At 58.0% G+C, this 19,408-nt stretch carries 20 protein-coding genes and 1 riboswitch; of the genes, 8 read left to right on the top strand and 12 right to left on the bottom strand.

Features of this window, described 5'->3' with window-relative positions:
- Positions 1 to 43: 43 nt before the first annotated feature.
- A complete protein-coding gene (locus C3451_RS10910; RefSeq protein WP_045621957.1) occupies positions 44 to 1,150 on the top strand; it encodes an ABC transporter permease in 1,107 nt (368 codons plus the stop codon).
- On the opposite strand, the gene C3451_RS10905 is transcribed toward C3451_RS10910, so the two are convergent.
- Positions 1,112 to 1,522 (bottom strand): YbhQ family protein, encoded by a 411-nt coding sequence (locus tag C3451_RS10905; protein ID WP_003858499.1) that lies wholly within the window; start codon positions 1,520 to 1,522, stop codon positions 1,112 to 1,114. The genes C3451_RS10910 and C3451_RS10905 overlap by 39 nt on opposite strands.
- Positions 1,523 to 1,655: 133 nt before the next feature.
- Here C3451_RS10905 and C3451_RS10900 point away from each other — a divergent pair, with 133 nt between their 5' ends.
- From C3451_RS10900 to C3451_RS10890, 3 genes are read left to right on the top strand one after another with little or no spacing between them, the layout of a single operon-like run.
- The gene (locus C3451_RS10900; RefSeq protein WP_022647505.1) at positions 1,656 to 2,417 is read left to right on the top strand and encodes an endonuclease/exonuclease/phosphatase family protein; all 762 of its coding nucleotides are present in this window, start codon (positions 1,656 to 1,658) and stop codon (positions 2,415 to 2,417) included.
- Positions 2,414 to 3,652 carry a cardiolipin synthase ClsB gene (gene clsB / locus C3451_RS10895; protein WP_063139305.1) on the top strand — a complete coding sequence of 413 codons (1,239 nt, stop codon included), beginning with the start codon at positions 2,414 to 2,416 and terminating at the stop codon, positions 3,650 to 3,652. Before C3451_RS10900 ends, clsB begins: the two co-directional genes overlap by 4 nt.
- On the top strand, positions 3,652 to 4,614 hold the full coding sequence (locus tag C3451_RS10890) for a YbhN family protein (RefSeq protein ID WP_063139304.1): 963 nt from the start codon (positions 3,652 to 3,654) through the stop codon (positions 4,612 to 4,614). The genes clsB and C3451_RS10890 overlap by 1 nt, the downstream gene beginning before the upstream one ends.
- Before the next feature lie 532 nt (positions 4,615 to 5,146).
- Here C3451_RS10890 and C3451_RS10885 read toward each other — a convergent pair.
- The 6 genes from C3451_RS10885 to moaA all read right to left on the bottom strand — a co-directional run bounded on the left by C3451_RS10885 (position 5,147) and on the right by moaA (position 8,620).
- Positions 5,147 to 5,854 (bottom strand): Bax inhibitor-1/YccA family protein, encoded by a 708-nt coding sequence (locus C3451_RS10885; RefSeq protein ID WP_015571081.1) that lies wholly within the window; start codon positions 5,852 to 5,854, stop codon positions 5,147 to 5,149.
- 58 nt (positions 5,855 to 5,912) lie between these two features.
- Positions 5,913 to 6,365 (bottom strand): molybdopterin synthase catalytic subunit MoaE, encoded by a 453-nt coding sequence (gene moaE / locus C3451_RS10880; protein WP_022647503.1) that lies wholly within the window; start codon positions 6,363 to 6,365, stop codon positions 5,913 to 5,915.
- A 1-nt stretch (position 6,366) separates the two neighbouring features.
- Positions 6,367 to 6,612, bottom strand: coding sequence for a molybdopterin synthase sulfur carrier subunit (moaD, locus tag C3451_RS10875; protein WP_038415713.1), 246 nt, complete (start codon positions 6,610 to 6,612; stop codon positions 6,367 to 6,369).
- On the bottom strand, positions 6,605 to 7,090 hold the full coding sequence (moaC, locus tag C3451_RS10870) for a cyclic pyranopterin monophosphate synthase MoaC (RefSeq protein WP_045623662.1): 486 nt from the start codon (positions 7,088 to 7,090) through the stop codon (positions 6,605 to 6,607). The genes moaD and moaC overlap by 8 nt, the downstream gene beginning before the upstream one ends.
- A gap of 3 nt (positions 7,091 to 7,093) precedes the next feature.
- Complete coding sequence (moaB, locus tag C3451_RS10865) at positions 7,094 to 7,606, bottom strand: molybdenum cofactor biosynthesis protein B (protein ID WP_022647501.1); 513 nt, start codon at positions 7,604 to 7,606, stop codon at positions 7,094 to 7,096.
- Positions 7,607 to 7,630: 24 nt separating this feature from the next.
- On the bottom strand, positions 7,631 to 8,620 hold the full coding sequence (gene moaA / locus C3451_RS10860; protein WP_045623452.1) for a GTP 3',8-cyclase MoaA: 990 nt from the start codon (positions 8,618 to 8,620) through the stop codon (positions 7,631 to 7,633).
- Positions 8,608 to 8,741: riboswitch (molybdenum cofactor riboswitch) on the bottom strand. Its footprint overlaps the gene before it by 13 nt.
- Before the next feature lie 226 nt (positions 8,742 to 8,967).
- Between moaA and yvcK the strand changes: the two genes are divergently transcribed.
- Positions 8,968 to 9,876, top strand: coding sequence for a uridine diphosphate-N-acetylglucosamine-binding protein YvcK (yvcK, locus tag C3451_RS10855; protein WP_023299636.1), 909 nt, complete (start codon positions 8,968 to 8,970; stop codon positions 9,874 to 9,876).
- A gap of 515 nt (positions 9,877 to 10,391) precedes the next feature.
- Here yvcK and uvrB read toward each other — a convergent pair.
- Positions 10,392 to 12,407, bottom strand: a complete 2,016-nt coding sequence (gene uvrB / locus C3451_RS10850; RefSeq protein ID WP_003858519.1) for an excinuclease ABC subunit UvrB — start codon at positions 12,405 to 12,407, stop codon at positions 10,392 to 10,394.
- Positions 12,408 to 13,155: 748 nt separating this feature from the next.
- On the opposite strand from uvrB, the gene C3451_RS10840 reads away from it, so the two are divergent.
- Positions 13,156 to 13,878, top strand: a complete 723-nt coding sequence (locus C3451_RS10840) for an ATP-binding cassette domain-containing protein (RefSeq protein WP_023299635.1) — start codon at positions 13,156 to 13,158, stop codon at positions 13,876 to 13,878.
- Here the strand turns inward: C3451_RS10840 and bioD are convergent.
- From bioD to bioB, 4 genes are read right to left on the bottom strand one after another with little or no spacing between them, the layout of a single operon-like run.
- Positions 13,841 to 14,542 carry a dethiobiotin synthase gene (gene bioD, locus C3451_RS10835; RefSeq protein ID WP_074143001.1) on the bottom strand — a complete coding sequence of 234 codons (702 nt, stop codon included), beginning with the start codon at positions 14,540 to 14,542 and terminating at the stop codon, positions 13,841 to 13,843. The genes C3451_RS10840 and bioD overlap by 38 nt on opposite strands.
- The gene (bioC, locus tag C3451_RS10830; protein ID WP_045621760.1) at positions 14,535 to 15,290 is read right to left on the bottom strand and encodes a malonyl-ACP O-methyltransferase BioC; all 756 of its coding nucleotides are present in this window, start codon (positions 15,288 to 15,290) and stop codon (positions 14,535 to 14,537) included. The genes bioD and bioC overlap by 8 nt, the downstream gene beginning before the upstream one ends.
- The gene (gene bioF / locus C3451_RS10825) at positions 15,274 to 16,431 is read right to left on the bottom strand and encodes an 8-amino-7-oxononanoate synthase (protein ID WP_045621761.1); all 1,158 of its coding nucleotides are present in this window, start codon (positions 16,429 to 16,431) and stop codon (positions 15,274 to 15,276) included. The genes bioC and bioF overlap by 17 nt, the downstream gene beginning before the upstream one ends.
- Positions 16,428 to 17,468: a biotin synthase BioB gene (gene bioB / locus C3451_RS10820; protein WP_038415709.1), complete on the bottom strand. Its 1,041-nt coding sequence runs from the start codon at positions 17,466 to 17,468 to the stop codon at positions 16,428 to 16,430. Before bioB ends, bioF begins: the two co-directional genes overlap by 4 nt.
- A 68-nt stretch (positions 17,469 to 17,536) precedes the next feature.
- Between bioB and bioA the strand changes: the two genes are divergently transcribed.
- Positions 17,537 to 18,844, top strand: coding sequence for an adenosylmethionine--8-amino-7-oxononanoate transaminase (bioA, locus tag C3451_RS10815; RefSeq protein WP_023299631.1), 1,308 nt, complete (start codon positions 17,537 to 17,539; stop codon positions 18,842 to 18,844).
- 47 nt (positions 18,845 to 18,891) lie between these two features.
- Positions 18,892 to 19,368 carry a kinase inhibitor gene (locus C3451_RS10810; protein ID WP_003858531.1) on the top strand — a complete coding sequence of 159 codons (477 nt, stop codon included), beginning with the start codon at positions 18,892 to 18,894 and terminating at the stop codon, positions 19,366 to 19,368.
- The last annotated feature ends 40 nt before the right edge of the window (positions 19,369 to 19,408 follow it).

Here is a 19,408-nt window from a genome sequence, read left to right as displayed (position 1 = left end):
AGGTCGGGAAAGCGCAAGCGCCACCCGACAGGAGGACGACGCGATGTTTCACCGTTTATGGACATTGATCCGCAAAGAGCTGCAATCCTTGCTGCGCGAGCCGCAGACCCGCGCCATTCTGGTGCTGCCGGTGCTGCTTCAGGTTGTACTGTTTCCGTTTGCCGCCACGCTGGAGGTCACCAACGCCACCATCGCCATTTACAACGAAGATAATGGCAAGCATTCCGTCGAGCTGACGCAGCGTTTCGCCCGCGCCAAAGCCTTTACCCATGTCCTGCTGCTGCAAAGCCCGCAGGCGATCCAGCCCACCATCAACACGCAGAAAGCATTATTGCTGGTGCGCTTCCCGGCGGATTTCTCCCGCAATCTGGACACCTTCCAGACCGCGCCGATGCAGCTGATCCTCGACGGACGTAACTCCAACAGCGCCCAGATAGCGGCGAACTATTTGCAGCAGGTAGTGAAGGACTACCAGCAGGAGCTGATGGCGGACAAACCCAAACCCAACAACAGCGAGCTGGTGGTGCGCAACTGGTACAACCCGAATCTGGACTACAAGTGGTTTGTGGTGCCGTCGTTAATCGCCATGATCACCACTATTGGCGTGATGATTGTCACCTCGCTGTCCGTGGCACGCGAACGTGAGCAAGGTACGCTGGATCAGCTGCTGGTCTCGCCGCTCGCCACCTGGCAGATATTTGTCGGCAAGGCGGTGCCGGCACTGATTGTCGCGACGTTCCAGGCCACCATCGTGCTGGGGGTGGGAATATGGGCGTACCAGATCCCGTTTGCCGGATCGCTGGCGCTGTTTTACTTCACGATGGTGATTTACGGCCTGTCGCTGGTGGGGTTTGGGCTGCTGATTTCCGCGCTCTGCTCAACGCAGCAGCAGGCGTTTATCGGGGTGTTTGTCTTTATGATGCCGGCGATTTTGCTTTCAGGGTACGTGTCGCCAGTGGAGAACATGCCGGTGTGGTTACAGGATCTGACATGGATAAACCCGATTCGTCACTTCACGGATATCACCAAGCAAATCTATCTGAAGGATGCGAGTCTGGATATTGTGTGGGGAAGTTTGTGGCCGCTACTGGTCATCGCGGCCACAACGGGCTCAGTGGCCTATGCGATGTTTAGACGAAACATCGCGTAGCTTTTTCTCTTTGGTGAGCAACGACACCACCGCAGGCCCTGCGAGGATAGCCAGACCCGCCAGGGCCAGCAGCAGGTTGTTTTGCAGCACGCGTGACAACAGCCACAGGACGATCATTGCCGCACCAAAATACCAGGTGGTGGTGAGCTCTTCGAGCACATCACCCACTTCACGCCAGCGCGCGTCGTGGTGACGCTGTAAAAACAGCATCGACAGCACGGTCACGCCGTAAACCACGCATAACCCTAAGCCGACACGCACCAGCGTGCCGCTCATCCAGCCCATCACCAGTACGGCCACGACCAGTAAATGCAACATTATCTGCCAGCAACTCAAACCGGTTGCGACACGAACGCGTTGTTGCCACTTCATGGCTTCTCTCCTGAAGGATTTTTCTCTGCTAATTCAGACTACCGCACTTTACGGAAAATTCCGTAACGCCGCATCTTTTTGTGACGCCTACTACACTTTATTTTCATCGGGATAGTCACCCAGGAAGGTGTTTATGAGCAAAAGAACGCAGCATTTCTCGCTTAAGGTGCTGACGATAAATATTCATAAGGGCTTCACAGCATTTAACCGCCGCTTCATTTTACCGGAGCTGCGCGACGCGGTACGCACCGTCAGCGCCGATATTGTCTGCCTCCAGGAGGTCATGGGCGCGCACGAAGTGCACCCGATGCATTTCGAAAACTGGCCCGACACGCCCCATTACGAGTTTCTGGCGGATACCATGTGGAGCGATTACGCCTACGGGCGCAATGCGGTCTACCCGGAGGGGCATCACGGTAACGCAGTGCTGTCGCGTTTTCCTATCGAGCATTATGAGAACCGGGACGTCTCCGTTGGCGAGAGCGAAAAACGCGGGTTGTTATACTGCCGCATCACGCCACCGGCGCTCGATTTTCCCATTCATGTGGGCTGCGTTCATCTTGGCCTGCGTGAGGCCCACCGTCAGGCTCAGCTACAGATGCTGGCAGACTGGACCAATGCGCTGCCGGAGGGCGAGCCCGTGGTGGTGGCCGGTGATTTTAACGACTGGCGACAGCGGGCCAACCATCCTCTGAAGGTGAATGCGGGGCTGGAGGAGATTTTTACCCGCTCACGCGGTCGTCCCGCGCGGACGTTTCCGGTGCGCTTCCCCCTGCTGCGCCTTGACCGCATCTACGTAAAAAATGCCCACGCCAGCAGCCCGACGGCGCTGGCTTTACTCAACTGGCGACATCTCTCCGACCATGCCCCACTCAGCGCGGAGATCCACTTATGAAATGCACATGGCAGGAAGGTAACCGTATTACGCTGCTGGAAAATGGCGATAACTTTTATCCGGCGGTCTTTGAGGCGATTAGCCACGCACAGCAGAAAGTCTTTCTGGAAACGTTTATCTGGTTTGAAGACGACGTGGGCAGGCAGTTGCACAGCGCGCTGCTGCAAGCCGCTCGTCACGGTATAAAAATCGAGGTCCTGCTCGACGGATATGGTTCGCCGGATCTCAGCGACGAATTTGTTAACGAGCTCACCGCCGCAGGGGTGGTATTCCGCTATTACGATCCCGGCCCGCGTCTGTTCGGGATGCGCACCAACCTGTTCCGCCGAATGCACCGCAAAATTGTGGTGGTGGACGAAACGGTGGCCTTCGTGGGCGGCATTAACTACTCCGCCGAGCATATGTCGGATTATGGTCCCGAAGCGAAACAGGACTACGCGATCCGCATTGAGGGACCGGTGGTTCAGGACATCCAGCTGTTCGTGCTGGAAAACTTACCCGGCAAAGAGGCCGCTCGCCGCTGGTGGCGACGCCGCCATCGCCCGGAAGAGAACCGCAAGCCCGGCGAGGCGCAGGCGCTGTTCGTCTGGCGGGATAACGAGGAGCACCGGGACGATATCGAACGTCACTACCTGAAGATGCTGGCGAACGCGAAGCGCGAGGTGATTATCGCCAACGCCTATTTCTTCCCCGGTTACCGGATTTTGCACGCCATGCGCAACGCGGCCCGACGCGGCGTGAGCGTGAAGCTCATCGTCCAGGGTGAGCCCGATATGCCGATTGTGAAGGTGGGCGCGCGTCTGCTCTATCGCTATCTGGTCAAAAGCGGCGTGCAGATCTATGAATATCGCCGCCGCCCGCTGCACGGCAAAGTGGCCGTGATGGATGACCACTGGGCGACCGTTGGCTCAAGCAACCTCGATCCGCTGAGCTTATCGCTCAATCTGGAAGCGAACCTGATCATCCACGATCGCCAGTTTAATCAGACCCTGCGCGATAACCTTCAGGGTCTGATCAATAAAGACTGCGTGCGTGTGGATGAGTCCATGGTGCCGAAACGCAGCTGGTGGAACGTTGGCATCGGTGTGGTGGTGTTCCACTTCCTGCGCCACTTCCCGGCCATGGTGGGCTGGCTGCCCGCGCATACGCCGAAACTGGCGCTGGTGGATCCGCCAGTGCAACCCGAAATGGAAACCCAGGACCGCGTAGAGGCGGAAGATGGAGGGAAAACCTGATGTCGAAATCTCATCCTCGCTGGCGGCTGGCGAAAAAAATCCTGACCGGGCTGTTCTTCATTGCCGTCGCGGTCCTGCTGGTGGTGTATGCCCAAAAGGTGGACTGGGAAGAGGTGTGGAAGGTTATTCGCAACTACAACCGGACAGTCCTGCTGGGGGCGGTTGGCCTGGTGATTGTGAGCTACCTGATGTACGGCTGCTATGACCTGTTGGGACGCGCCTACTGCGGGCATAAGCTTGCCAAACGGCAGGTTATGCTGGTGTCATTCATCTGCTACGCCTTTAACCTGACGCTGAGCACCTGGGTGGGCGGGATTGGAATGCGCTATCGCCTGTACTCCCGCCTTGGCTTACCGGGCGGCACCATCACGCGTATTTTCTCGCTGAGTATCACCACCAACTGGCTGGGGTATATCCTGCTCGGCGGGGTGATCTTCACCATTGACGTGGTGCAGCTGCCTGCGCACTGGTACATCGATGAGGCCACCCTGCGCATTCTGGGCATCGTACTGCTGCTGATCATCGCCGCCTACCTTTGGGCCTGCGCCTTTGCCAAACGTCGTCATATGACCATTAAAGGGCAGAAGCTGGTGCTGCCGTCATGGAAGTTTGCCGTCCTGCAAATGGTGGTTTCCAGCGCCAACTGGATGGCGATGGGGGCCATTATCTGGCTGCTGATTGGCGAAGATGTGAATTACTTCTTCGTGCTGGGCGTGCTGCTGGTAAGCAGTATTGCCGGGGTAATTGTGCATATTCCGGCGGGGATCGGCGTACTGGAAGCGGTGTTTATCGCGCTGCTTGCAGGGGAGCATGTGTCTCACGGGACGATTATCGCTGCCCTGCTCGCGTACCGCATGATCTACTACTTCCTGCCGCTGGCGCTGGCAACGGTCTGTTATCTGGTGCTGGAGAGTCGGGCGAAGAAGTTGCGCGCCAAAAACGAGAAGGCGATGGCAAAATAAAAGCAAAACGGCAACTTCGTTGCCGTTTTTAGGGTTTGTTCCCTCTCCCTGTGGGCTGAAGGATCCCCAGTAATTTTTTTATGCAGAAGCAATAAAGTTGCTTTCTAAATGACTGAGGGCTGTCAGCGATGCCCTGGTCCGGCTGTAAATCGCTGAGGCGTTTGCCTTCCGGTCGGGGCGAGGCGCAGGGATGCGCCGAGAGGGCGGCTTTACGGGGACGTTGCCTCCGCCCGTACCCGATAAGCCGGAAGGAATAAGCCGAGGGCACCGCGAAGCGGCGATTTACCGCCGGGAGCACGGGTCGTCAGGGTGGTGGCGACTGAGCCACCCTGGCACGTTCACCGGTCATGTCGTTACAGAGTAGCAAGGAACATAAAGTGAACGGAATGACCACCACCGCCGTATGTTCCCCTCACCCTAACCCTCTCCCCGGAGAGGCGAGGGGATTGCTCAGTGCTCGCATTAATTTGTGGGGAACCCTCAGCCCTGTGGGAGAGGGTCAGGGTGAGGGCATCAGACAGCGCCACCCTGACTAGCGACGGTTGCCGAAGATACGCAGCAGCATCAGGAACAGGTTGATGAAGTCCAGATACAGCGTCAGCGCGCCCAGAATCGAGTATTTGCGCAGGTTTGAACTGTCGCGAACATCAATTTGTTCACCGATGTTTTTCAGCTTCTGGGTGTCGTAAGCGGTTAAGCCCACGAAGATCACCACCCCGATATAGGTCACCGCCCACATCAGCGCGTCACTCTTCAGCCACAGGTTAACCAGCGACGCCAGCACAATCCCTATCAGCCCCATAAACAGCATGTTGCCGAAGCCGCTCAGGTCACGTTTGGTGGTGTAACCGTACAGGCTCATCACACCGAACATCCCGCCGGTCACCACAAAGGTGCTGGCGATGGAGGAGTAGGTGTAAACGATGAAAATACTGGAGAGCGTCAGCCCGGTCAGCGCCGAATAGAGCATAAACAGCGTGGTCGCCATGCCCGCGCTGAGCTTGTGCACCAGCCCGGAGAGCACGAATACCAGCGCCAGTTGCGCAATAATCAGCCCAAAGAAGGTGATTTTGCTTGAGAAGATAAACATCATCAGTTCAGGCGTGTTTGCCGCATACCACGCGATAAACGCGGTAAGCAGCAGGCCAACCGTCATCCAGCCATATACCTGAGCCATGTAGGTTTGCAGCCCGCTACGGGTCTGCTGAACTATCGAATCGGAACGCGGAAATCGGTCCATGATTCACTCCTGATTAAGTAAACACACACGTTAAGACTAACACATCCACGTAAACCTGTTACCAGCGGCTGGCAGCCTGTTTGTCGCTGTCCCGCGATTCCACCCAGCGCTCACCTTCCGGCGTCGCTTCACGCTTCCAGAACGGCGCTTTAGTTTTGAGGTAATCCATGATGAACTCCCCCGCCGCAAAAGCACTCCCGCGATGGGCGCTGGTGACGCCGACAAACACAATTTCTTCGCCGGGCCACATTTCGCCGATGCGATGGATAACCGTAACGCGCCCCAGCGGCCAGCGGCCTCGCGCCTCTTCGACAATGGCCGCCAGCGATTTTTCGGTCATTCCCGGATAATGCTCCAGCGTCAGCGCTTTTACGCTGTCGCCGAGATTATGATTACGCACTTTCCCGGTAAAGGTCACGACCGCGCCGTCTTCGTCGCGCCCGGCCAGCCAGTCATATTCCGTGCCCACGTTAAAACGCTCATGGCCAACCAGAATTCGGGTTTCCGTCATCTCAACCCCCTGTGACCGGCGGGAAGAAGGCCACTTCATCCCCATCGGCCAGCGGGTGGGTCAACTCCACCAGCGTCTGATTCACGGCGGCCAGCAGTTTGCCTTCATCCAGCGCCAGCGCCCAGCGGTCGCTTTGCGCCGCCAGATGCGCACGCAGGGCGGCGACGTTTTCGAAAGAGCCGTCCAGCGTCAGGCTGTCGGTATTAACCAGCTCACGGACCTGGGCAAAAAAGAGCACCTTAATCATGGATTTCCACCTTAAAATCACCGGATTTGCCGCCGCTTTTTGCCAGCAGACGCACCGGGCCAATCACCATATCTTTCTGCACCGCTTTACACATGTCGTAGATGGTCAGCGCCGCCACGGAGGCTGCCGTTAACGCCTCCATCTCCACACCGGTTTTCCCGGTTAAGCGGCACAGGGACTCGATACGCACGCGGTTATGCTCCGGCTGCGCCTGCAAATTTACCTCCACTTTGCTAAGCATCAGCGGATGGCAGAGTGGGATGAGGTCCCAGGTGCGTTTAGCGGCCTGAATACCGGCGATGCGGGCGGTGGCAAACACATCACCCTTGTGATGGCTACCGTCGATAATCATCGCCAGCGTCTCCGGCAGCATGGTGACGAACGCTTCAGCACGCGCCTCGCGCACCGTTTCGGCTTTGGCGGAGACATCCACCATATGCGCTTCGCCAGCGTCGTTTATGTGGGTCAGTTGTGACATAGCTTATTTCTTTAAATGGGGATGGAAATTACACGGACGGGTACGGGCATCCAGCTGCGGGGCAATAATGTTTTCCCACGCGGTGCGGCAGGCTTTGGTCGAGCCCGGCATGGCGAAGATCAGCGTCTTGTTCGCTACCCCCGCGACGGCACGGGACTGGAGCGTAGAGGTGCCAATCTCTTCAAATGAGAGCATGCGGAACACTTCGCCGAAGCCTTCTACTTCGCGATCGAACAGCGGAAGCAGCGCTTCCGGCGCCTGGTCGCCTGCGGTAAAGCCGGTGCCGCCAGTGATCAGTACAACCTGGACGTCATCACTCGCAATCCACTGTGAAACCTGAGCGCGAATGGCGTAACGGTTCTCTTTGACGATCGCTTTATCAACAATCTGGTGCCCGGCTTCGTGTGCCGCCTCGCGCAGCCAGTGGCCGGAGGTATCATCCTCTTCACCACGACGTTCGGAAACGGTAAGAATAGCAATGCGTGTCGGGATAAATTCCGCGCTTACCTGACTCATCTTCTGGTTCCTTCTAAAGCCTGATTACCCGCCGATATAGGACAGGTTCTGAGTAATGCCGGTGTTGCCCTGATGCAGGAAATGGGTCTGCTTTTTGTGCGTCAGCGCCTCGGAAATGCGTGCTTCAAGCGCGTCCTGTTGGGCGTCGTCTTCCAGCAAATCGCGCAGATCGACGCCGCCATCCCCGAACAGGCAGAGGTGCAGCTTGCCAACAGAGGAGACGCGCAGGCGGTTGCAGCTGGCACAGAAGTCTTTTTCATAGGGCATGATCAGGCCGATTTCGCCTTCATAATCCGGATGACAAAAGACCTGCGCCGGGCCATCGCTGCGCTGGCGGATCTGGTGGATCCAGCCGCGTTTCAGCAGTTCGTCACGCAGGACCATGCCGGAGATGTGATGGCGACGGAACAGCTCGCTGCCCTCCCCGGTCTCCATCAGCTCAATAAAACGCAGTTGAATGCGGCGCGGTTTGATCCACGCCAGAAAGGTGTCCAGCTGATGGTAGTTCACATCACGCATCAACACGGTATTGACTTTGACCTTGTCGAAACCGGCGGTGAACGCGGCATCGATGCCGTCCATTACCTGCTGGAACTTATCCTGGCCGGTAATGGCGTGGAACTGACGGGCGTCCAGGCTATCGACGCTGACGTTGATCGCCGTCAGCCCCGCATCGCGCCAGTTCGCCACGTCACGCGCCATGCGGTAACCGTTGGTGGTCACCGCTATCTGGCGGATACGTTCGTTTTCACGCACGGCGGCAATGATGTCAGGGAAATCACGGCGCAGGGAGGGCTCTCCCCCGGTAAGACGCACTTTTTCCGTACCGAGTTCAGAGAACGCGCGCGTGACGCGGCGTACTTCTTCCACGGAGAGAAAGCCGTTGTTGGTGACGCTGCCCGGCTTGTAGCCATCGGGCAGGCAGTAGGTGCAACGGAAGTTACACACGTCGGTAATCGACAAACGTAAGTAGAAAAACTTACGCGCGAAAGCATCAGTAAGTTGTGAAGCCATGTACACCTTTCCAGATCGGGAGGCACAGTCATTTCTTTCTGTACCCTGGTGGCAAATCCGCCACGGCCAGGGCGCCATATCTCTCGACACAGGCGCCAGGGCTAGAGTGTATGTTTTCAGTTTTGAAAACGTGGTTATGGCGATAGTAGCGTGGAAATCGCCACTTCGCCATTGTCGTTTTTCGCTATATAAATTTATACATAACGATGTTATCGTGCATTTTCACTACAGAATACGCAAAAACAGCGCTTTCGCATTGATATACGTCATTATGGTTTGTGAGAGGCATCGTCTTTTAGGAGTAGTTGCGTTACTGTGACGCAAGCTTAACAGGATAAGGAATAGGTATGCGCAATCGCACTTTTGCGGATCTGGACCGCGTGGTCGCTCTTGGAGGAGGTCACGGTCTGGGACGGGTTATGTCGTCGTTATCGTCACTGGGCTCACGCCTGACGGGCATCGTGACAACAACGGACAACGGCGGCTCAACCGGGCGGATCCGACGTGCTGAAGGCGGGATAGCCTGGGGTGATATGCGCAACTGCCTCAACCAGCTCATCACTGAACCAAGCGTGGCCTCGGCGATGTTTGAGTACCGTTTTGGGGGAAATGGCGAACTTTCAGGCCATAACCTTGGAAATCTGATGTTAAAGGCGCTGGATCACCTGAGCGTGCGCCCTCTGGAAGCGATCAATTTAATTCGTAACCTGCTAAAAGTGGATGCGTTCCTGATCCCGATGTCCGAACAGCCGGTAGATTTGATGGCGATCGATGCTGACGATCACGAAGTGTATGGTGAAGTGAATATCGACCAGCTTCTCCTTCCGCCAAAAGAGCTGATGACCTACCCCAGCGTACCCGCAACGCGTGAAGCGGTTGAAGCGATTGGCGAGGCCGATCTGATCCTGATTGGGCCGGGGAGTTTTTATACCAGCCTGATGCCGATCCTGCTGGTGAAAGAGCTGGCGCAGGCGCTGCGCAGAACGCCTGCGCCCATGGTCTATATCGGTAATTTAGGCCGCGAACTCAGTCCGGCGGCGGCAAGCCTGTCGCTGGCGGATAAGCTGGACCTGATGGAACAGTATGTTGGTAAGAAAATTATCGATGGTGTCGTGGTCGGGCCAAAAGTAGATGTGTCGGGGATTGGCGATCGCGTGGTGGTGCAGGAGCCGCTGGAAGCCAGCGATATTAAATATCGCCACGACCGCCATCTGCTGCGCGAGGCGCTGGAGAAGGCGATTCAGGCATTAGGTTAGGTTCGTTTTGTGCGGCCTGATGCCCTCACCCCGGCCCTCTCCCACAGGGCTGAGGGTTCCCCACAAATTAATGCGAGCACTGAGCAATCCCCTCGCCCCTCCGGGGAGAGGGTTAGGGTGAGGGGAACATACGGCGGTGTGGTCATTCCGTTCACTTTATGTTCCTTGCTACTCTGTAACGACATGACCGGTGAACGTGCCAGGGTGGCTCAGTCGCCACCCCCCTGGCGACCCGGGCTCCCGGCGGTAAATCGCCGCTTCGCGGTGCCCTCGGCTTATTCCTTCCGGCTTATCGGGTACGGGCGGAGGCAACGTCCCTGTAAAGCCGCCCTCTCGGCGCATCCCTGCGCCTCGCCCCGGCCGGAAGGCAAACGCCTCAGCGATTTACAGCCGGACCAGGGCATCGCTGACAGCCCTCAGTCATTTAGAAAGCAACTTTATTGCTTCTGCATAAAAAAATTACTGGGGATCCCTCAGCCCACAGGGAGAGGGAGAAAACCCCACCGGGCAAAAAACTACGATGCCGCAATAAACAGATCCCGCAGTTGATGAAGCTGATCGCGGATTTGCGCCGCCTCTTCGAACTCCAGATTCTGCGCGTGCTGCATCATCTGCCCTTCCAGCTCGTGGATCTTTTGCTGCAACGCTTTCGGGGTCAGCGCGACGGTATCCTCTTCCACCACTGAACGGGCCTTGCCGCGCCCTTTCGCTTTGGTCTTCGCAATGTTCTGACCCAGCGCCAGGATATCCACCACTTTCTTGTTCAACCCCTGCGGCGTGATGCCGTGCTCTTCGTTATAGCGCTGCTGCTTCTCGCGACGACGTTCCGTTTCGCCAATCGCTTTGGCCATCGACGGGGTGATTTTATCCCCGTACAGAATCGCCTTCCCGTTGACGTTACGCGCGGCACGGCCAATGGTCTGGATCAGCGAGCGCTCGGAACGCAGGAAGCCCTCTTTGTCCGCGTCCAGAATCGCCACCAGCGACACTTCCGGCATATCCAGACCTTCTCGCAGAAGGTTGATACCCACCAGCACGTCGAACTCGCCCAGGCGCAGGTCGCGGATGATCTCCATACGCTCCACGGTATCAATATCCGAGTGCAGATACCGCACCTTCTCGCCGTGTTCTTCCAGATACTCCGTCAAATCCTCCGCCATACGTTTGGTGAGCGTGGTCACCAGTACACGCTCGTTGATGGCGGAACGGGCACGTATTTCCGAGAGCAGATCGTCCACCTGCGTCGCCACCGGACGCACCTCGATAATCGGATCCAGCAGCCCGGTCGGACGCACAACCTGGTCCACCACGTCATCACCGGATTTCTCCAGCTCGTAGTTGCCCGGCGTCGCCGATACGTAGATGGTCTGCGGAGCAAGCGCCTCAAATTCTTCAAACTTCATCGGACGGTTGTCCAGCGCTGATGGCAGTCGGAACCCGTACTCCACCAGCGTCTCTTTACGCGCGCGGTCACCACGGTACATCCCGCCGATCTGGGGGATCGTAACGTGGGATTCGTCGATCACCAGCAGGCCGTCCGCCGGAAGGTAGTCAAACAGCGTCGGCGGCGCTTCGCCCGGCCCGCGTCCGGAGAGGTAGCGCGAGTAGTTTTCGATGCCGGAGCAGTAGCCCAGCTCGTTCATCATCTCCAGATCGAACTGGGTACGCTGGCTCAGGCGCTGCTCTTCCAGCAGCTTGTTGTTCGCCAGCAGCACCTTGCGGCGGTCTGCCAGCTCAATTTTAATCTCTTCCATCGCCTGTACGATACGCTCGCGTGGCGTCACGTAGTGCGTTTTTGGGTAGATGGTGAAGCGCTGGATCACCGACTCCACATGACCGGTCAGCGGATCGAACAGCGACAGGCGTTCAACCTCTTCATCGAACAGCTCCACGCGCAGCGCCATGTCGTCCGATTCCGCCGGGAAGATATCAATCACCTCACCACGTACGCGGAAGGTCCCGCGCTGGAACGCCTGATCGTTACGGGTGTACTGCAGCTCCGCCAGACGGCGCAAAATCGCCCGCTGATCAATGATCATCCCCTGCGTCAGGTGCAGCATCATCTTGAGATAGAGATCCGGATCGCCCAGGCCGTAAATCGCCGACACCGAGGCCACCACCACCACATCACGACGCTCCAGCAGCGCCTTGGTCGCCGACAAACGCATCTGCTCGATATGTTCGTTCACCGAGGCATCTTTCTCGATAAACGTGTCGGAGCTGGGAACGTAGGCTTCCGGCTGGTAGTAGTCGTAGTAGGAGACGAAATACTCCACCGCATTTTCCGGGAAGAACTCTTTCATCTCACCATACAGCTGCGCCGCCAGCGTTTTGTTCGGCGCGAGAACCATCGTAGGACGCTGGAGATCGGCAATGACGTTGGCAATAGTGAAGGTTTTACCCGAACCGGTTACCCCCAGCAGGGTCTGGTGCGCCAGCCCGTCTTCCAGCCCCTCTTCCAGGCGACGAATGGCCTCGGGCTGATCCCCGGAAGGACGGAAAGCAGAATTCAATTTGAACGGTTTACTCATGGGCGACGACCTGATGACAGAATAAGCGGCAGGTGAGTAATTTTACTCGTTGTGGCCAGGATTGCCAGTAAAAAACACTGGATGGAAAACCAGTAGCGTGTCAGGATATTTAGCGTAGCGCAGAGAGGATTAGTGCGTTCGCGAGCTAAATTTCAACTGTGACAATATAAAACACCAGCCTCAGGGGGTTATCCCCAGAACTATTACTTTTTTAACATTTGTCAAGGGCGGTTATGAAAGTTTTATGGCAACAGGTGTCGCTGGCGCTGAGGGAATTGCTTTTATCTAATTCGTTAAAAAATATAGACTATTTCCTAAAGCCGCGTTTCGCATCAATTTGGGCGTAACCCGCGTGTTCTCTCGCTTATCGCGTGTTTTCTAACTCTAATGCACAAGGTTATCCACAGGAATAGTGGATAACTGCCTCCAGCCCGTACAGCATGCACTCCAGCAAATTCCCGGTTTTTCCCACGAAGCGGCAGTAAAAAATTTTTATCACTCTTTTTTGCCTGGAAAACGTTCATTTTTTCATAAGTAACCGGCGAGATCTTAATCACAATTCCGTCATTTTCCCTGCACCACGATTCGACACGCACGGCACCGGGAGCGTGCAATTCGAACAAACGTTAAGCTTTTAGCAGTGGGTTATTCCTAAAAATGGCTCTTTTTTAATCATTATTTTGTTTCTGGCAGGCGTTTTGCAGATATCAGCCTGAGCATTACCCCACACATTTTTAAGGAGAGAAAGATGTTGAGTCTGCGTGCTGTAAATCAGTTTTACGGAAGCCAACATACGCTATGGAACGTGAATATCGATTTCCCGCAAGGCATCTGTACGGGCATTGTTGGCCTGCCTGGCATGGGTAAATCCACGCTCATGAACTGCATTACCGGAAAGGTGCCCGTTGAGAGCGGCACCATCATATGGCATGAGGCTGGCGCGCCGCCGCGTAATTTGCTCAGCCCTGCGTCAGCATTCACGGCGCCGCCAACGATAGGCTACGTCCCGCAGGATCGGCGGATATTTTCCCAGCTGACCGTCGATGAAAATCTGCATATCGCTATGCGGGCGACGGGGAAATCCGACCCGACATCAAAAAATGACGTGTACGCCCTGTTTCCGGAACTCTATCCGCTGCGACAAATGCGTGCCTCTGCGCTGTCCCCCGACGACCAGTATCAGCTGGCCCTCGCCAGTGCGCTGGTTAATCGCCCGCGCGTGTTGATTCTGGATGAGCCCATGTATGGCGCAGGGCAAGGCTTCGCCCGCAGGCTGGGTCAACTGCTGGTACGGTTGAATCGGGAGCTGGGAATGACGGTGCTGTTAGCGGAGCAACAGCTGTCGTTCATCCGCCGGGTCGCGGATCGCTTCTGCATGCTTTATCGCGGGCGTAACGTGGCACAGGGCCACGTTAACGAGCTGGATGACGACCTTATTGCGCACTGGATGGCGCGGGACATAAGGCGCTGAGGTCAAGATAGCGTCCGGTTTCCGCCTGCTCTGCGCCGTCGGCAAGCCACGGGATCTCGCCGAGAAACGGCGCAGGCAGCACCCGCTTCAGCGTCGCCAGATACTCAGCATGACGTTTACCCGGCGCAACCACGTCATTGGCAATCCACCCTGCCAGACGCAACCCGGCCTGCTGCACGGCATGAGCGGTCAGCATGGCGTGATTGATACAGCCAAGCTTCACGCCGACCACCAGAATGCCCGGAAGCTGTTCGGCCTGCACCCAGTCAGCAAATGTCTGCTCGTCGGACAGCGGGGTAAACCAGCCGCCAGCCCCCTCCACCAGCACCCAGTCGGCCTGCGTTTCCAGGTCGCGTAATCCGGAAGAGAGCACCGAAAAATCAATCGGACGATCTTCATCGGCGCTAACGATGTGCGGCGAGGTGGGTTCAGCAAAGGTATAGGGGTTCACCGCAGAATAGGCAAGCGCAAGGCTGCTGTTACGCTGTAGCGCCAGCGCATCAGTATTGCGTAAGCCTTCCGGCGTCATCTCGCTGCCGGAGGCTACGGGCTTATACCCGGCCGTTGTTTTCCCCAGCAGACGCGCCGCCTGCAACAGCGCAGCGCTGGCAACCGTTTTACCGACCTCAGTGTCCGTACCGGTAACAAAATAACGTTCAGTCACGTTCAATAATCCCATGAAAAAGATGATAAGAGAGCGGGAACCGGCCCCGATCCTGCGGCCAGGCCAGCCCGAGACGCTGGAGTTGTCCGCGGGTAAGGGGTTTCTTCTCCCGACCGGCGTGCAGGTGCGTCGCGCCTATGCCCTTAAGAGAGCGCATGGCGCTTAACGCATCGCTAAATTCGAGGGTGACGGTCTGGACCTCACTGCGATAGCGCCAGCCTGCCAGCGCCTGAGTGACCTGTTCGTGCGAGAGAAACCGGTTGGCGTGCGGCTGCGCATCCACCGCCCTCCACGCCTGATTCAGCTCCGGCAACGAACTTTCCAGCAGGGTGGTAAAGGCCACCGCTCCGCCGGGCCGTGCCACGCGGTAAAGCTCGCGTAGCGCCTGCGACAGGCTGGTGCACCACTGCACCGCCAGATGGCTCCAGACGAGGTCAAACAGGGCATCCTCCAACGGGATGGCCTCGATATCGGCCACCAGATAACGGTCTGCTGACTGCTGCTGGCGGGCTTCATCCAGCATCTGCGCGGATAAATCCAGCGCCGTGACCCGGCTGCCCGTTGCGCGCCAGTAGCGGCTATTGCCGCCTGGCCCGCAGCCCGCGTCCAGCACCTGCATAAAATGCCCCTCACCGAGCGCGGCCAGCAGCCCGCGCGCGCTCAGGCGTTGCAGCTCATCGTGCTGTGAATAGCTTTGCGCTGCCCGGCCAAACGCGGCGGCAACGGCCTGTTTATTGACGGGAGACATACAGTGCCTCCAGAAGCGTATCGATATCCTGCGGCTCGTGCGCTGCCGTAAGCGTCAGACGCAAGCGCGCGGTGCCTGGCGGCACGGTGGGTGGGCGGATCGCCGTGATCCACTGCCCGCGTTCTCGTAGCGCCTGTGCCAGCATCAGCGCCCGATGGTTTTCACCCACAATCACGGGCTGAATGGCGCTGCGGGAGCCGGTAAGCCGGTAAGGCAGTTCGCTTACCCCCCGGCGAAAACGCTGAATATGGTCGGCCAGGCGAGCCCGGCGTTCAGCGCCGTCTTCGCCGCGGATCACCGCAAGCGACGCAGAGAGTGCCACGGCCTGCGCCGGGGGCATGCTGGTGCTGTAGATCAGGTGCCGGGCGAACTGTACCAGGTAGTCGGCCACCGGCTCGCTGCACAACACCGCGGCACCGCTGACGCCGAAGCCTTTGCCGAAGGTGACCACCAGCAGTTCCGGCCTGACGCCCTGCTGATAAGCGCTTCCGCGCCCCTCCTCGCCGATGACGCCAATGCCGTGGGCATCGTCGACCAGCAGCCAGGCGTTCTGTTGTTTTGCGGCGTCGTGCAACGCGGCCAGGGGCGCGCTGTCGCCGTCCATGCTAAATACCCCTTCCGTGACCGCCAGCTGAAGCCCTGAACAGGGTTTACCCAGCAGGACGTTCAGCTGAGAGGCATCGTTATGGGCAAAACGCCGCAGCTGTGCCGGGCTGAGACTGGCGGCTTCAAGCAGGGAGGCGTGGCTCAGGCGGTCCGCGATGATGCGGTCGTCTTTGCCCATCAGGGCGGCAATCACCGCCTGATTCGCGGCAAAACCGGAGATAAACAGTAGCGCCCGCGGGTAGCCCAGCCAGTCGGCCAACGCTTCCTCCAGCGCCTGATGGGCCGTGGTGTAGCCGCTGACGTGCCCGGAGCCACCGCTGCCCACGCCGTAACGATCCGCGCCCTGCTGCCAGGCACGAACGATCTGCGGGTGCTGGCTCAGGCCCAGATAATCGTTGCTGGAGAAATTACAGAACCGCTCTCCTTCCCGGGTGAGAAAACGGCCTGCACCGTTTTCCACTACCCTGCGTACCCGAAATGCATCCGCCGCCCGCCGCTCGTCGAGCGCGGTCCTGATACGTGCCTGCCAGGTCATACGGCTGCCGCGTTGTAGAACTGGTCAGTGTCGGCGTTGAAAATCTGCTGCTCCAGCTGCTGCTGTTGCTCGTTATCCCCCGCCTGTACCCCGGTCTGGTGTGGGTTCAGCCCCAGCTTGCGGAACAGCTGAACGTCTTTGTCCTCTTCCGGGTTTGGTGTGGTCAGCAGTTTGCAACCGTAGAAGATGGAGTTGGCCCCGGCCATAAAGCACATCGCCTGGGTCTGCTCGCTCATCTGCTCGCGACCGGCAGAGAGGCGAACGTAAGAGGTTGGCATCATGATGCGCGCCACCGCGATGGTGCGGATGAAATCGAAGGCATCCACGTCCTCATTATCCGCCAGCGGCGTACCTTTTACCTTCACCAGCATGTTGATGGGCACACTTTCCGGCGGGGTCGGCAGGTTCGCCAGCTGTAATAGCAGGCCGGCACGATCTTTTACCGTTTCGCCCAGTCCCACGATCCCGCCGGAACAGACCTTGATCCCCGCATCACGCACTTTATCCAGCGTGTCCAGACGCTCCTGATAGGTGCGCGTGGTGATGATGTTGCCGTAGAATTCCGGCGAGGTATCGAGGTTGTGATTGTAGTAATCCAGCCCTGCCGCCGAGAGGCGCTGCGCCTGCTCCTCGTTCAGCGTACCCAGTGTCATGCAGGCTTCAAGCCCCATCTCCTTCACCCCCTTCACCATCTGCTCCAGATAGGGCATGTCGCGCTCATGGGGGTTTTTCCACGCCGCGCCCATGCAGAAGCGGGTTGAGCCAGCGTTTTTGGCCTTGCGCGCTGAGTCGAGCACCTGCTCGACTTCCATCAGGCGCTCGGATTCGAGACCGGTTTTATAGCGCGCGCTTTGCGGGCAATATTTGCAGTCTTCCGGGCAAGCCCCGGTTTTAATCGACAGCAGCGTGCTGACCTGAACATGACGCGGATCGAAGTGCTGGCGGTGCACCTGTTGCGCCTCAAACATCAGCTCCAGGAAAGGTTTGTTGAATAATTCAGTGACTTGCGACATCGTCCAGCGTGCGTGGTGAGCCATCGGGCTTCTCCAAAGGGTTTTGTTAATTGTCGGTTCGGTTTATACTTGTAAACCTAAAACTTTTCAAAATGGTTTACAAGTCGATTATGACCCAGGACGATCTCGCCTTCGACAAGCAGCATATCTGGCACCCTTACACCTCCACGACCCGCCCCCTTCCCGTCTATCCGGTAGCCTCGGCCCACGGCTGCGAGCTGCATCTCGCCAGCGGCGAGCGGCTTGTTGACGGGATGTCCTCCTGGTGGGCGGCGATCCATGGCTACAACCACCCGCGTCTGAACGCGGCGATGAAAGCGCAGATTGACCAGATGTCACACGTGATGTTTGGCGGGATCACGCATCAGCCCGCGGTGGATTTATGCCGTCGCCTGGTAGCGATGACGCCTGAATCGCTGGAGTGTGTTTTCCTGGCTGATTCCGGCTCGGTGGCCGTGGAAGTGGCGATGAAAATGGCGTTGCAGTACTGGCATGCGAAGGGCGAAACGCGCCAGCGGTTCCTCACCTTCCGCAACGGCTATCACGGCGACACCTTCGGGGCGATGTCGGTGTGCGATCCGGACAACTCCATGCACAGCCTGTGGAAAGGCTACCTGCCGGAAAACCTGTTTGCGCCAGCCCCGCAGAGCCGCTTCGACGGCGAATGGGACGAGATGGACATGGTGGGCTTCGCGCGGTTGATGGCGGCCCATCGCCACGAGATTGCCGCCGTTATTCTCGAACCGATTGTGCAGGGCGCGGGCGGAATGCGGATGTATCACCCCGAGTGGCTGAAGCGCATTCGGAAGATGTGCGACCGCGAAGGAATTTTGCTGATTGCCGATGAGATCGCCACCGGCTTTGGCCGTACCGGGAAGCTGTTTGCCTGCGAGCATGCGGGGATCGCGCCGGATATTCTGTGCCTGGGGAAAGCGCTCACCGGCGGCACCATGACGCTCTCCGCCACGCTCACTACCCGCCAGGTTGCCGACACCATCAGCGACGGCGACGCGGGCTGCTTTATGCACGGCCCGACGTTTATGGGCAACCCGCTGGCCTGCGCCGTGGCAAGCGAAAGCCTCGCCATTCTGGAGAGCGGCGAGTGGCAGACGCAGGTGGCGGCGATTGAGGCGCAGCTGAAGCAGCAGCTAAGCGCAGCGGTGGAGGCGGAATACGTCGCGGACGTCCGCGTGCTGGGCGCCATCGGGGTGATCGAGACAACGCATCCGGTGAACATGGCCGCGTTGCAGCGCTTCTTCGTTGACCAGGGCGTTTGGGTGCGACCTTTCGGTAAGCTGATTTACCTCATGCCGCCGTACAGCATTTCTCCGGATCAGCTCCACAAGCTGACCGGGGCAGTGGTTAAAGCCGTTAACATATCAGCGCATTTCACGATTTAACCCCATGCGTTACACTTTCTGAATGAGTGAGTAACGAGGGAAATAGGATGAAAATCATCAGTAAAGATTTGCGCGACGGCGAAAAGCTGCCGGAACGTCACGTGTTTAACGGGATGGGTTATCAGGGAGATAATATCTCTCCCCATCTGGCGTGGGACGATGTACCAGCGGGAACCAAAAGTTTTGTCGTGACCTGCTACGATCCGGATGCGCCAACCGGCTCGGGCTGGTGGCACTGGATCGTGGCAAACCTGCCCGCCGACACCCGCGTGCTGCCGCAGGGTTCCGGTTCCGATCTGGTTGCCCTGCCCGACGGTGCGATTCAGACCCGCACGGACTTTGGCAAAGCGGGCTACGGCGGCGCGGCGCCGCCAAAAGGGGAAACGCACCGCTATATCTTCACGGTGCACGCGCTGGATGTGGACAAGATTGAGGTTGACGAAGGGGCGAGCGGGGCAATGGTAGGCTTTAACGTCCATTTCCATTCGCTGGGCAGCGCGTCGATTACGGCGATGTATTCATAAAAAAAGCCGGGTGGCGGCTACGCCTTACCCGGACTACATT

It is taken from the genome of Enterobacter sp. 301B, assembly GCF_003850715.1.
Lineage (GTDB): Bacteria > Pseudomonadota > Gammaproteobacteria > Enterobacterales > Enterobacteriaceae > Enterobacter > Enterobacter intestinihominis.
This window is presented reverse-complemented; position numbering and strand designations above follow the sequence as displayed.